The following is a 13,788-nucleotide window of genomic DNA, read 5'->3' on the forward strand; positions in this document are numbered from 1 at the left end:
ATCCGTCATGCCCGAAGAAATCGAAATCGATACCGACAAGCTGCACGAAGCCATCCACGAGGAAGTCGAGAAGGAAGGCGGCGCGCTGCTGCGCACGATCGCGCTGACGACGGCGCTGTTCGCCGCGTTCGCAGCTGTGGCCTCATTGCTCGCCGGCGGCACCGTCAACGAGGCGCTCGCACTCAAGGCCGAGGCGACGCAATTGCAGGCGCAGGCCTCTGATCAATGGGCCTACTACCAGGCCAAAGGCATCAAGGCCGTCGTGCTCGAAGCGCAGAAAGGCGTGCTCGCCGGTGCGGACAAGCCGTTGCCAGCCGACCTCGACAGGAACATCGGGCGCTACAAGGACGAGCAGCAGGAGGCCAAGAAGAAGGCCGAAGAGTTCGAGCACGAACGCGACGAGAAAGGCAAGGAGGCCGACCACCTGATCCACCAGCACCACTATTTCGCCTATGCGGTGGCGATGCTGCAGGTCGCGATCGCGCTCGGCGCCGTCGCCGCGTTGACGCGCAAGCGCGCGGCGTGGCTCGGTTCGACCGCGCTCGGCCTCGTCGGTGCGCTGATCTTCCTGTGGGCGTTGTTCGCGCATTGAGTCCGCATCGGCCCGGCTCGCGCACCGGTGCCCGCCGCCGCGCTGCTAAGATAGGCGCATGAGCGAAACGAACCCGAATCCGGCCGACACCACCCATTTCGGCTACCGCGACGTTCCCGTCGCCGAAAAGGAAAAACTCGTCGGCAGGGTATTCACCTCGGTCGCCTCGAAGTACGACCTGATGAACGATGCGATGTCGTTCGGCATCCATCGCATCTGGAAGCGCTGGTTTGCGGCGACCAGCGGCGTGCGCGTGGGCGACCATGTGCTCGATCTGGCCGGCGGCACGGGCGATATCGCCGCGCTGCTGCTGCCGATGGTCGGCGCGAGCGGCAGCGTCGTGCTCGGCGACATCAACGCGGCGATGCTGCGCGAGGGCCGCGACCGGCTGCTGAACGAAGGCAGCGTGCGCGGCCTGAGCTATGCGCAGGTCAACGCGCAGGCGCTGCCGTTTCCCGATGCGAGTTTCGATGCGGTGACGATCGCCTTCGGCTTGCGCAACGTCACCGACAAGGACGCTGCGCTGCGCGAGATGCAGCGCGTACTGCGCGTCGGCGGGCGCGCGCTGATCCTGGAATTCTCTGCGGTGCGCGATCCGCTGTTGAAGAGAATCTACGACTTCCACTCGTTCCAGGTGTTGCCGCGCCTGGGCGCGTTGATCGCCGGTGACGCCGAGAGTTACCAGTACCTCGCCGAATCGATCCGCAAGCATCCCGACCAGGCCACACTCAAGGCAATGATGGAAGCCGCCGGCTTCGCCCGCGTCGACGTGCGCAATCTGACCGGCGGCATCGTCGCGATCCATCGCGGTTACAAGATTTAACACGCAACGCGTTTTGCGTAGGGCTTTCGGCACAGGCCCGGCTTCCTTCTCCGCGGCATAATTGCGGGCTTGGAATCGGGAGGCGCCATGCGCAAGTACATTCTATGTTCGTTGTTGGTCTTCACCGTCGTGGCCGGCCCTGTCTTAGCGGCCGAGCACGAGGAGCCGGCCAGGGCCGACGCCAGGTCGGTTGCGGGCAAGGACAAAACCGATTCCGCAGTCGCGGAGAAATCGGTGGCGACGAACCACAGCGTTTCGATCAACGGCCGCAGCTACGCGTACAAGGCGACCGCGGGTACGCTGACGATCCGTGACGACAAGGACGTGCCCGATGCGAGCGTTTTCTATGTCGCCTACACCGTCGGCGAAGGCGGGGGATCGGAAAAACGCCCGGTGACGTTCTTCTACAATGGTGGCCCCGGCTCGGCGAGCCTGTGGCTGCACATGGGCTCGTTCGGGCCGGTGCGCGTGGTGACCAACGGCCCGGAGGCGACGCCGCCGGCACCGTACCAGGTCGTCGCCAACACCGACAGCCTGCTCGACAAGAGTGACCTCGTCTTCGTCGACGCGATCGGCACCGGTTACTCCAAGGGCTTGCCGAAAGAGAAGGACGGCAAGCCCGCTGACAAGGACGAGAATCCGAACAAGCGCTTCTGGGGCACCGATCAGGACATCGACGCATTCGGCCGCTTCATCGTCCGCTACATCACCGTGAACAAACGCTGGAATTCGCCGAAGTTCCTGTTCGGCGAGTCCTACGGCACGCCGCGTTCGGCGGGCCTTGCGCGCTACCTGGAGAATCGCGGCGTGGCGCTCAACGGCGTCGTGCTGCTGTCCTCGATCCTCAATTACGGTTCGCGCATTCCGGGGCTCGACTACGACTACGTCAACCTGCTGCCGACCTACGCCGCGATCGCCTGGTACCACAACAAGATTCCGAACAAGCCCGCGGAACTGGCGCCGTTCGTCGAGGAAGTGCGCGGTTTTGCGCGCGGCGAATACTCGGTCGCGCTCGCCAAAGGCCAGGACCTGGGCCCGGCCGAGCGCGACGCGATCGCGCAGAAGCTGAGCCGCTACATCGGCCTGTCGCCGCAGTATCTCAAGGACGCCAATCTGCGCGTCAGCCAGCCGCGCTTCCGCAAGGAATTGCTGCGCGACCAGCGCCGCACGCTCGGTCGCTTCGACGGTCGCTTCGAGGGCATCGACGCCGACGCCGCCGGCGAATCGCCCGAGTTCGATCCGTCGAGCACGGCGATCAGCGGCGCGTTCTTCTCGGCGATCAACGACTATCTGTCGCGCGAGCTTAAGTATTCGAGCGAGGTGCCGTATCGCATGAATGCGGGCGCCGCGATCGGCGAATGGGACTGGCGCCACACACCGCCGGGTTCCTCGCGCAAGCTGCCCTTGCCGGCGATGGTCGGCGACCTGTCGGAAGCGATGCGCACCAATCCGCATCTCAAGGTGCTGTCGGCGAACGGCTGGTACGACCTGGCCACGCCGTTCTTCGCGACCGAGTACGATCTCGCCCATCTCGACATCGATCCGAGCCTGCGCAGGAACCTGAGCTTCACCTACTACCCGTCGGGGCACATGGTCTATCTCAACCTCGACGCGCTCAAGCAGATGAAGGGCGATCTCGCCCGCTTCTACGACAGCGCCTTGTCCAAATGAGGAAAGCCGATGAACATGCTTGTTCGATCCGCCGTCGCCGGCGTTCTGGGCCTCGCCATCATGACTGTCGCGCAGCACGCCAACGCATCGACCGAAAGCCGCGATCCGCACTCCTACGCGCAGCCGGACAAGGTGCGCGTCACTGCGCTCGATCTGGATTTGTCCGTTTCGTTCGACAAGCACGTCCTGTCGGGCAGTGCGACACTGGACCTGGCATGGCTCGACGAGAACGCCCATGAGCTCGTGCTCGACACGAACGGCCTGAAAATCGACAAGGTCGAAGCCGCGGACAACGCCGGCAAGTGGGATGCCGCGACATTCACGCTCGACAAGGCCGATCCGCTGCTCGGCTCGGCGCTGCGCATCGCGCTGCCGGCGCGCAGCGGCAAGGTCCGCATCGTGTATTCGACCAGCCCCGACGCGGCCGGCCTGCAGTGGCTGGACCCGAGCCAGACCGCAGGCAAGAAGCATCCGTTCGTGTATTCGCAATCCGAATCGATCGCCGGGCGCAGCTGGATTCCGCTGCAGGACACGCCGCAGGTGCGTTTCTCCTATACCGCGCACATCACGACGCCGAAAGCGCTGCGCGCGGTGATGAGCGCGAACAACGACGCGAAGCACCCGCTCGACGGCGACTTCCGCTTCATCATGCCGCAGAAGATTCCCTCGTACCTGCTCGCGCTCGCGATCGGCGATATCGCGGTGAAAGAGATCGGCCCGCGCAGTGCGGTCTATGCGGAACCGGAGACCGTCGCCGCCGCAGCGAAGGAATTTGACGACATCGAGAAGATGATCGCCACTACCGAGAAGCTCTACGGCCCGTACCGCTGGGAACGTTACGACATCCTCGTGCTGCCGCCGTCGTTCCCGTTCGGCGGCATGGAGAATCCGCGTCTGACGTTCGTGACGCCGACGATCATCGCCGGCGACAAGTCGCTGGTCAGCGTGATCGCGCACGAGCTGGCGCATTCGTGGTCGGGCAACCTCGTCACCAATGCGGCGTGGAAACACGTCTGGCTCAACGAAGGGTTCACCACCTATGTGCAAGGCCGCATCGTCGAGGCCGTCTACGGCAAGCAGCAGGCCGATGAGGAATTCCTCGTCGCGGCCAATGAACTGAAGAAGGCATTCGCGACGGCCAAGCCCGCCGAGCAATTGCTCGTGCCCGACCTGACCGGCAAGGACGCGGACGATTCGCTCAGCGACGTGCCGTACACCAAGGGCTCGTGGTTCCTGCAATACCTCGAAGGCAAGTTCGGCCGCGCCACGTTCGATGCGTTTCTGCGCGGCTACTTCGACCACTTCGCGTTCCAGAGCATCACCACGGGTCAGTTCGTCGACTATCTCAAGGCCAATCTGCTCGACAAGCATCCGGGCAAGGTGAGCATGGACGAGGTCAACGCGTGGCTGCACCAGCCCGGCATTCCGGCCGATGCGCCGTTGCCCGCATCGAGCGCGTTCGCCGCGCAGGACAAGTTGCGCGAACAGTTCGTCGCCGGCAAGATCGATGCAAACGGGCTCGGCGCGAAGGCCTGGCGCACACAGGAGTGGGAGTATTTTCTCGACCAGTTGCCGCCGAAGTTGGGCGCGGCGCAGATGAAGGCGCTCGACGCGGCCTATCACCTGACCGGCACGCACAATGCGGAGATCGCATTCCGCTGGTACCGCCTCGCGATCGGCAGCGGCTACGAGGCCGCGTATCCGGCGATGCGCGAACACATGCTGCGCATCGGCCGGCGCATCCTCGTCGTGCCGCTCTACGCGGAACTGGCGAAAACCGCGCAGGGCAAGGCCCTGGCCGAGAAGATCTATGCCGAAGCCAAGCCCGGCTATCACCCGATGACGCGCGCGGCGGTGGAGAAGGCGTTGCAGGATCCGACACGGCGGCGCTAGGAAAATCCGTCATCCCGGCCTTCCGTGCCGGGGTGATTCAATCGAGCGCGTAGCCGAACTGCTGCTTGAACTGATCGGCGAATTCGGCGAAGGTGAAGCGCTGGTTCTGCGTGCCGGGATGCTCGATCTTGAGCGTGCCCATCAGGGATGCGACGCGGCCCGTGGTCGGCCAGTCCATACCTCGCGTGAGACCGAAGATTAGTCCTGCCCGATAGGCATCTCCGCAGCCGGTCGGGTCGACGATGCGGCGCTCGTGGCCCGGCGGAATCACGTGCTGATTCTTGCCTTCGTGCACGATCGAACCCTTCGGGCCTTGCGTCACGATGTAGGCCTTCACGCGCGAGGCGATGTCGTCCGCGCTCCAGCCGGTGCGCGTCTGCAGCAGCTGCGACTCGTAGTCGTTGACGATGGCGTAGTCGGCCTGCTCGATCATCGTGCGGAATTCCTCGCCGTTGAACAACGGCATCGCCTGGCCCGGATCGAAGATGAAGGGCACGCCCTTCTCGGCGAACTCGCGCGCGTGCTGCAGCATGCCGTCGCGGCTGTCCGGTGCGACGATGCCGAAGGTCACGCCCTCGACGTCCTTCACGTGATGCTCGTGCGAGTTGAGCATCGCGCCCGGATGGAAGGCGGTGATCTGGTTGTTGTCCATGTCCGTGGTGATGAAGCACTGCGGCGTGAACAGCTCGTCGTAGACGAGCACGTGGTCGAGGCGGATGCCGCAGCGCTGCAGGTGCTCGCGGTACGGGCCGAAGTCCTGGCCGACTGCGCCGAACGGAATCGGATCGTCGCCGAGCAGCTTGAGGTTGTAGGCGATGTTGCCCGCACAGCCGCCGAACTCGCGGCGCATGCGCGGCACCAGGAACGACACGTTCAGGATATGCACCTTGTCGGGCAGGATGTGGTTCCGGAACTGGTCCTGGAACACCATGATCGTGTCGTAGGCGAGCGAACCGCAGATCAGTGCAGACATGTGCAGACTCCCAAATTCAAAATGGTTCTTCCCGTCCCCGAGCAGGGAACGAGCCTATTTTAGTTTTTCCCGAAGCAGCGCGTTGAGCTGCTGCGGATTCGCCTGGCCGCGCGTGCGCTTCATCACCTGGCCGACGAAGAACTGCAGCAGCTTCTCGTTGCCGCCGCGGAAATCGGCAAGCTGGGTCGGATACTCGGCAAGCACCGCGTCGATCGCGGAGGCGAGCGCGCCGGAGTCGGAGATCTGTTTGAGGCCGCGCTTCTCGATCACCGCGTCCGCGCTTCCCTCGCCGTCCCACATCGCGGCGAACACGTCCTTGGCGATCTTGCCGGAGATGACGCCCTCGCGCACGCGCGCGAGCAGTTGCGCAAGCGCGGATGCGGATACCTGCGATTGCTCGACGGTCAGCGCGGCCTCGTTGAGCGCTGCGGCAACTTCGCCGAGGGTCCAGTTGGCGGCGAGTTTCGCCTCGCCCGGCAGTGCGGCGAGCACGCCTTCGAAATAATCGGCCATGGCGCGGTCGGCGCAGAGCTGGGTCGCGTCCGCCTCGGGCAGGCCGAGCGTTTCGACGTAGCGCACGCGCCGCGCCTCGGGCAGCTCGGGCATCGTCGCCTGCACCGCGGCGATATCCTTGGCCGTCACCGCGAGCGGCGGCAGGTCCGGATCGGGGAAATAGCGGTAGTCGTTCGCGTCTTCCTTGCCGCGCATCGGCCGCGTCTGGTGGCGCGCGGGATCGTAGAGGCGCGTCTCCTGGACGATCCTCTCACCGTTTTCGAGCGCGCGGATCTGGCGCTCGATCTCGTACTCGATCGCCTTCTCGACGAAACGAAACGAGTTCACGTTCTTGATCTCGGTGCGCGTGCCGAGCTTGTCGCTGCTCGTCGGCCGCACCGACACATTCGCATCGCAGCGGAACGAGCCTTCCTGCATGTTGCCGTCGCAGACGCCGAGCCAGCGTACCAGCGTGTGCACGGTGCGCATGTAGGCAACTGCTTCGGCGGCCGAATACAGCACGGGTTTGGAGACGATTTCGAGCAGCGGCGTGCCGGCACGATTCAGATCGATGCCGCTGGCGCCGTGGAATTCCTCGTGCAGCGACTTGCCCGCATCTTCCTCGAGATGGGCGCGCTCGATCGCCACTTCGATCGTGCGGCCATCGTCGAGGCGTACTTTGAGGCTGCCCTCGGCGACTACCGGCAGCTCGTATTGGCTGATCTGATAGCCCTTGGGCAGATCGGGATAAAAGTAGTTCTTGCGTGCGAACACACTGTGCGAAGCGATGCGCGCGCCGATCGCGAGGCCGAAGCGAATCGCCTTGTCGAGCGCGGCGCGGTTCGGCAGCGGCAGCGTGCCGGGCAGGGCGATGTCGACGAGACCGGTGTGCGTGTTCGGCTCGGCGCCGTAGGCGGTCGACGCGCCGGAGAACAGCTTCGAGGCCGTCGACAGCTGCGCGTGGATTTCCAGGCCGATGACCGGCTGCCAGTTTCCGTAGGCGCTCATGCCGCGCCCTCCGGCTTGCGCGCGTGCCAGTCGGTGGCAAGCTGGAATTGATGCGCGGCACTGAGCAAGCGTGCTTCCGCGAACGCAGGCGCGATCAACTGCAATCCCACCGGCAGATTGGCGCTGAAACCCGCCGGCAACGAAATCGCCGGCAGGCCGGCAAGATTGACGGCAACCGTGTTGACGTCGGCCGCGTACATCGCGAGTGGATCGGATGACTTCTCGCCGAGCTTGAACGCGACGCTCGGCGTGGTCGGCCCGGCGATCACGTCGACGGTTTTGAACGCCTCGTTGAAATCGTTCGCGATCAGCCGGCGCACGCGCTGCGCGCGCAGGTAGTACGCATCGTAGTAGCCGGCCGACAGCGCGTAGGTGCCGACGAGAATGCGGCGCTTCACCTCGGCGCCGAAGCCTTCGGCGCGCGTGCGCGTGTACAGGTCCTCGAGCGACTTCGGATCGGCGCAGCGGTGGCCGTAACGCACACCGTCGAAACGCGCGAGATTGCTCGATGCTTCGGCCGGCGCGATCACGTAGTAGGCCGGGATCGCGAGCGCGGCGTTCGCCAGCGAAACATCGACGAGCGTTGCGCCGAGTTTTTCGTATTCCCCGAGCGCGGCCTGCACCACCGCGCCGACGCCCGCATCGATGCCGGCGCCGAAGTATTCGCGCGCGACGCCGATGCGCAGACCGGCCAGCGGCTTCGCCAGCGCGCCGACATAGTCGTCGACGAGGCGATTCGCGCTCGTCGCATCGCGCGCATCGTGCCCGGCCATGGCGGCGAGCACCTGCGCGCAATCCTCGGCGCTGCGCGCCAGCACGCTGGCCGTGTCGAGGCTCGACGCGAACGCGATCATGCCGAAGCGCGAGACGCGGCCGTAGGTGGGCTTCAAACCGGTGACGCCGCAGAACGCGGCCGGCTGGCGGATCGAGCCGCCGGTGTCGGTGCCGGTCGCGAACGGCACGATGCCGGCGGCGACGGCCGCGGCCGAGCCGCCCGACGAACCACCCGGCACGCGCGTCGTGTCCCACGGATTCTTCACCGCACCGTGGAACGAATTCTCGTTCGAGGAGCCCATCGCGAACTCGTCCATGTTCGCCTTGCCGATCGAGACGGCCTGCGCGTCGCCGAGTTTGGCAACCACGGTCGCGTCGTATGGCGGCACGAACGTCTCGAGCATGCGCGAGGCGCAGGTCGTGCGCAGCCCGTTCGTGCAGAAGATGTCCTTGTGCGCGAACGGAATGCCGGCCAATACGGATGCGGGATTCGTGGCAAGCGCAGCGTCCGCGCGCTCGGCGGCGGCCAGTGCGCCGGCTTCGTCGAGCGTGATCAGCGCATTGAGACCGGCCAGCTTCTTCGCTCTGGCGATGGCCTGCCGGGTCAATTCGACTGCCGAGGTTCTGCGCTCACGCAGCGTCTGCGCGAGTTGCGTGATCGAAGAGCTCATGCCGCTTATTCGAGAACTTTGGGAACGAGATAAAGGCCCGCGCGCGCGTCGGGCGCGAGGGCGAGAAATGTTTCGGCGCGATCGGTTTCGGTCACCGCATCGGCGCGCCAGGCCAGCGTCTGCTCGTGCGGATGCGCAAGAGGCGCGATGCCGTCGATGCGCGCTGCGGCGAGCTGGTCGGCGAGGTCGAGCACGCGGCTCAATTCACCGGCGACCGGCGCCAACTCGTCCTCGCCGACGGCGAGCCGGGCAAGGCGGGCGATGTGGCGCACGGTGGCGGTGTCGATGGACATGCGAAAAACCCCGGAAGGAACGCGAAGATAACATATCGACCGCCACCGCCGGGGTTGCCGGCGCTCAGGTCGGAGGCGATGCCGCCGCGGAGCGCGCGAGCCGGGCCTGGATGTCCTCGAGCCGGATTCCGCGCGTCTCGATGCCCCGGCGCAACAGCATGCCGCCGGATATCGCGAGCGGCAGCGCGATCAGTACCGCCGAGAGCGCAAAATGCTCGAAAAAGCCGGCGACGCCGAGGCCGGCGCCGAGGATGCCGCCGAACTTCGAGCTTGCCGCGATCAGGCCCGCGCCGGTGCCGCGACAATGCACGGGATAGATTTCCGCGGCGTACGGAATCAGCATCGCGATCACGCCGCTGGTGCTGACCAGCAGCGCGACCGTCGCCGTAGTCACCGCCGCGGCCGAACGCACTTCGAACGTGGCGAGCGCGCAGAACACCAGCAAGGCGAGCGCCGACAACGCGATGAACAGGACCAGTGTCCTCACCGCGCTCCAGCGATGATAGAGCCAGACGACGAGGCCGATGCCCGGCAACGCGAGTACAGCCGATCCCGCAAGCAGGGTGCTCGTTGCTTTGGCATCGATGCCGAGCTGGACGAGGTTGACCGGCAGCCAGAGCACGAAGCCGAAATTCGCCAGGCCCCAACCGAGGCCGCAGACGATCAAGCCCCAGGTGATGCCCGCCTGGCGGCCGCGCAGCAACGCGCGCAGGCCGCCGCGGCCGAGCGGCGCATCGATTTCCGGTGCGCCCGGCGCCGTGTCCGCGTCACGCTCGATCGCCGCGCGCGCCTCGCCAGCCGTGTGTGCGCCGGAGAACTTGAGCAGCACCGCGCGCGCTTCGTTTTCCAGGCCTTGACTGGCGAGGAAGCGCGGTGATTCGGGAATCCAGTGGTTGAGCAGCAGGATGATCGCGCCGGTCGGCAGATTGAGCAGCCACAGCGAGCGCCAGCTGAACACGGGCTCAAGCAACGCGGCCGCGCCGGCCGCGGCGAGATAGCCGGCCGAAGTGCCGACGCCGCCGAGCGCGACGAGCAGCCAGCCGCGGTGGGCGGCCGGGATCGCTTCGGCCATCAGCGTGAACGCGATCGGCAGCAGGCCGCCGGCCGACGCGCCCATGAGGAAGCACATCGCGAGGTTCCACTCGAACGACGGCATCGCGCCGCAGATCGCGGTCGCCATGAACATCAGCGCCGACAGCAGGACCGCCGCGCGGCGGCCGAACAGGTCGCCGAGCCGGCCCCAGACGACGGACCCGACCGTCGTGCCGATCAGCGCCCATAACGCGAGCTTGGCCGCGGTCTGCTTGGTTATCTCGTATTCGACGGTCATGCCCGGAATGACGAAGCCGAGCGTGGCCGGTTTCATCACGTCGATCGCGAGCGCGACGATGAGCACGATCACCAGTGTCCAGTGCTCGCGGTTGAGCGGTACGCGGTCGGCGATGTGGAACCAGGCATGATCGTGCACGGATTGCATCGACTCGCGCATCTGTGCGAAGCGTGGCATCAGGCCATAGATCGACAAGGCAAGGCCGAGCGGAATCAGCGCCATGCCGACCAGCATCGTCGTGTCCATCGGCATGCCGGCGAGGTGGTAGTGCATGTGCGCGCCCATCGCGAGCATCGGCCCGTGCGAGAACACGCCCAGAGTGATCAGCGCGCAGCCGAGCCAGAACGCGATCGGGTGATGGAAGGAAATGCCGCTGGATTTGCTTGCCGTAGTCATGCGCCGGAGTTGTCCGTTTGCGTGCGACTTCACGTCGAACGCCCAACAAAACCCGATATTTAACAGCTTTTTTCCTTGCTTCGCTTGGAGGCGCTTACTACACTGGCGCGCTTTTCTTTTCATGCAAGACGCGACGCAACTGCAGTACGAGCGAAAACAATAATGTTCAAGGGTTTACGCGGGCTTTTCTCCAACGATCTGTCGATCGATCTCGGTACGGCGAACACGTTGATCTACGTGCGTGGCCAGGGCATCGTGCTGAACGAGCCCTCGGTGGTTGCCATCCGTCAGGACCGTGGCCCCGGCGGCCCGCGTTCGGTCGCCGCGGTCGGCGCCGACGCCAAGCGCATGCTGGGACGCACGCCGGGCAACATCGTCACGATCCGGCCAATGAAGGACGGCGTCATCGCCGACTTCACCATGACCGAGGAGATGCTCAAGCAGTTCATCAAGAAGGTGCACCGCGCGCGCATGTTCAGGCCGAGCCCGCGTGTACTGGTCTGCGTGCCGTGCGGTTCGACCCAGGTCGAGCGCCGCGCGATCAAGGAGTCGGCCGAGTCGGCCGGTGCGCGCGACGTGTATCTGATCGAGGAGCCGATGGCCGCGGCGATCGGCGCCGGCATCCCGGTACACGAGGCGCGTGGCTCGATGGTGCTCGATATCGGCGGCGGTACTTCCGAAGTCGCCGTGATTTCCCTGAACGGCATCGTCTACTCGCAGTCCGTGCGCATCGGCGGCGACCGCTTCGACGAGGCCATCATCAACTATGTGCGCCGCAACCACGGCACCCTGATCGGCGAGTCCACCGCCGAGCGCATCAAGGTGGAAATCGGCTGTGCGTACAAGCAGGACGAAGCACGCGAGATCGAAATCTCCGGCCGCAACCTGGCCGAGGGCGTGCCGCGCATGATCCGGATCAATTCGAACGAAGTGCTCGAGGCGCTGCACGAGCCGCTTTCCGGCATCGTCGCCGCGGTGCGGGTCGCGCTCGAACAGACCCCGCCCGAACTGTGCTCCGACGTGGCCGAGCGCGGCATCGTGCTCACCGGCGGCGGCGCGCTGCTCAAGGATCTCGACCGTTTGATTTCCGAGGAAACCGGCCTGCACGTGCACGTCGCCGACGATCCGCTGACCTGCGTCGCGCGCGGCGGCGGGCGCGCGCTCGAACTCGTCGACCAGCACGGCAGCGACTTCTTCGCGTCGGAGTGATGGCAGCCGGGACTCGGGACCCGGGATCCGGGACTCGAGCAGAGCAGAGCGAGGCTCGTGATTTTGCCGGCCCCGAGTCCCGAACCCCGAGAGATGGCCATCCCCGCCAACAACACGGCTCCCCTGTTCGGCGAAGGCGCATCAGGCACGCTGCGTCTGGTCGTCTATCTCGTCATCGCCATCGCGCTGATGATCGCCGATCGCCGCGGCGACTGGCTCGAACACCTGCGCGCCGCTGCCAGCATCGTCGTCGAGCCGGTCTGGCGGCTCGCCGCGGCACCGTCGGAGCTCGCGCGCGACGCGCGCTTGGCGCTCGCCGACCGGCGTGCCTTGAGCGAACAGAACGCCGAACTGAGTCGCCAGCTGCTGCTCGCGCAGACCCGTCTGCGTCGCGTCGAGGTCGTGCAGGAACAGAACCAGCGCCTGCAGGAGCTGCTCTCGGTGCAGAAGACCCTCGGCCTGTCGGTGCAGCTCGCGCGCGTGATCGACATCGACTTCGGCCCGTACCGGCGCCACACGATCTTGCTCGACCTCGGCAGCGACAATGGCATCAAGGTAGGCCAACCGGTGATCGACGCACGCGGCCTGGTCGGCCAGATCGTCGAGGTGCGTCCGCGCAGCTGCACCGTGCTGCTGATCAGCGACAAGTCGCATGCGGTGCCGGTGCGCATCGAACGTACGGGCCTGCGCACGATCGCGCGCGGCAACGGCACGCTCGACACGCTGGAACTGCCGAATATCCCGACCAGTGCCGACGTGAAGGTCGGCGACAAGCTCGTCACCTCCGGTCTCGGCGGGCGCTTCCCGGCGGATTTTCCGGTTGGCGTGATCCGTTCGGTCGGCAACGACGCGACCGGAATGTTCGCTGCCGCCAAGGCTACGCCAGACGCCGCGCTCGACCGCAGCGCCGAGGTGCTCGTGTTGCACGAACTCGCCAATCCGGTCGGCCCGCCCGCGCCGGCCGAGGAAGTGGGCCCGCCCGTGTCGCTCAAGGGCAGCGACGAACCGGCGGCGCAGGACGCGGTGGGTGGTGAACAGAAGGCAGGGAGCGGTGCGCCGTCGGTGATGAGCGCGGAAGGCACGAAGCAAAAGCGCGGGGAAGCGCAGCCATGATGAAGCTCTTCTCCGCGCATCGCGCACTGCGCAGCGCTTGCCGGCCGCGGAGCGGCTCCTGATGCGCGTCCGTGGCCTCAACTGGCTGTTCTGGGGCGGTATCGCCGCGAGCTTCGTGTTCCAGCTCGCGCCGTTGCCCGCCGTGCTGTTGCCGTTCAAGCCGTACTGGCTCGCGCTGGTGCTGATCTACTGGATGATCGAGCTGCCCGAGCGCGTGCCGCTGGGCTTGTGCTTCGCGCTCGGTCTCGTCGCCGATCTGCTCGGCGGCGAGGTGCTCGGCGAACAGGCGCTGCGGCTTTGCATACTCTGCTTCATCGTGCTGCGCTTCCGCTCGCGCCTGCGCTTCTTCCCGGTCTGGCAGCAGACCCTGGCCGTGCTCGCGCTGCTGCTCAACGATCGCGTCGTGTATCTCATGGTGCACGCAATCTCCGGCGATCCGCCGCCGGGCCTCGATTTCTGGTTCGCGCCCGTAGCCGGCATGCTCGCCTGGCCATGGCTGTTCCTGCTGCTTGACGACTTGCGCGCGCGCCTGCGCGCCGGTGATGCCTGA

The 13,788-nt window shown here is 66.0% G+C and carries 12 protein-coding genes; 7 read left to right on the forward strand and 5 right to left on the reverse strand.

Features of this window, described 5'->3' with window-relative positions; all coding sequences use genetic code 11:
• The first annotated feature begins 7 nt into the window (after positions 1 to 7).
• From AC16HO_RS06360 to AC16HO_RS06375, 4 genes are all read left to right on the forward strand, one after another.
• A complete protein-coding gene (locus AC16HO_RS06360) occupies positions 8 to 592 on the forward strand; it encodes a DUF4337 domain-containing protein (RefSeq protein ID WP_395641224.1) in 585 nt (194 codons plus the stop codon).
• Positions 593 to 650: 58 nt separating this feature from the next.
• Positions 651 to 1,415: a bifunctional demethylmenaquinone methyltransferase/2-methoxy-6-polyprenyl-1,4-benzoquinol methylase UbiE gene (gene ubiE / locus AC16HO_RS06365; protein ID WP_395641225.1), complete on the forward strand. Its 765-nt coding sequence runs from the start codon at positions 651 to 653 to the stop codon at positions 1,413 to 1,415.
• Between the two features lie 87 nt (positions 1,416 to 1,502).
• Positions 1,503 to 3,086 carry a S10 family peptidase gene (locus AC16HO_RS06370; RefSeq protein WP_395641226.1) on the forward strand — a complete coding sequence of 528 codons (1,584 nt, stop codon included), beginning with the start codon at positions 1,503 to 1,505 and terminating at the stop codon, positions 3,084 to 3,086.
• 9 nt (positions 3,087 to 3,095) lie between these two features.
• Positions 3,096 to 4,979: a M1 family metallopeptidase gene (locus AC16HO_RS06375; RefSeq protein WP_395641227.1), complete on the forward strand. Its 1,884-nt coding sequence runs from the start codon at positions 3,096 to 3,098 to the stop codon at positions 4,977 to 4,979.
• A gap of 37 nt (positions 4,980 to 5,016) precedes the next feature.
• Here the strand turns inward: AC16HO_RS06375 and AC16HO_RS06380 are convergent, their stop codons facing one another.
• The 5 genes from AC16HO_RS06380 to AC16HO_RS06400 all read right to left on the reverse strand — a co-directional run bounded on the left by AC16HO_RS06380 (position 5,017) and on the right by AC16HO_RS06400 (position 10,916).
• The gene (locus tag AC16HO_RS06380) at positions 5,017 to 5,952 is read right to left on the reverse strand and encodes a carbohydrate kinase family protein (protein WP_395641228.1); all 936 of its coding nucleotides are present in this window, start codon (positions 5,950 to 5,952) and stop codon (positions 5,017 to 5,019) included.
• Positions 5,953 to 6,006: 54 nt separating this feature from the next.
• A complete protein-coding gene (gene gatB / locus AC16HO_RS06385; RefSeq protein WP_395641229.1) occupies positions 6,007 to 7,452 on the reverse strand; it encodes an Asp-tRNA(Asn)/Glu-tRNA(Gln) amidotransferase subunit GatB in 1,446 nt (481 codons plus the stop codon).
• Positions 7,449 to 8,897, reverse strand: coding sequence for an Asp-tRNA(Asn)/Glu-tRNA(Gln) amidotransferase subunit GatA (gatA, locus tag AC16HO_RS06390; RefSeq protein WP_395641230.1), 1,449 nt, complete (start codon positions 8,895 to 8,897; stop codon positions 7,449 to 7,451). Before gatA ends, gatB begins: the two co-directional genes overlap by 4 nt.
• A 5-nt stretch (positions 8,898 to 8,902) precedes the next feature.
• The gene (gatC, locus tag AC16HO_RS06395) at positions 8,903 to 9,190 is read right to left on the reverse strand and encodes an Asp-tRNA(Asn)/Glu-tRNA(Gln) amidotransferase subunit GatC (protein ID WP_395641231.1); all 288 of its coding nucleotides are present in this window, start codon (positions 9,188 to 9,190) and stop codon (positions 8,903 to 8,905) included.
• A gap of 64 nt (positions 9,191 to 9,254) precedes the next feature.
• Positions 9,255 to 10,916: an MFS transporter gene (locus tag AC16HO_RS06400; protein WP_395641232.1), complete on the reverse strand. Its 1,662-nt coding sequence runs from the start codon at positions 10,914 to 10,916 to the stop codon at positions 9,255 to 9,257.
• A 162-nt stretch (positions 10,917 to 11,078) separates the two neighbouring features.
• On the opposite strand from AC16HO_RS06400, the gene AC16HO_RS06405 reads away from it, so the two are divergent.
• The 3 genes from AC16HO_RS06405 (at position 11,079) to mreD (ending at position 13,788) form a co-directional block, all read left to right on the forward strand.
• A complete protein-coding gene (locus AC16HO_RS06405) occupies positions 11,079 to 12,125 on the forward strand; it encodes a rod shape-determining protein (protein WP_347260347.1) in 1,047 nt (348 codons plus the stop codon).
• Between the two features lie 93 nt (positions 12,126 to 12,218).
• A complete protein-coding gene (gene mreC, locus AC16HO_RS06410; protein WP_395641233.1) occupies positions 12,219 to 13,238 on the forward strand; it encodes a rod shape-determining protein MreC in 1,020 nt (339 codons plus the stop codon).
• Between the two features lie 61 nt (positions 13,239 to 13,299).
• Positions 13,300 to 13,788, forward strand: coding sequence for a rod shape-determining protein MreD (mreD, locus tag AC16HO_RS06415; protein ID WP_395641234.1), 489 nt, complete (start codon positions 13,300 to 13,302; stop codon positions 13,786 to 13,788).

The sequence above is a fragment of the Rudaea sp. genome, from assembly GCF_057139185.1.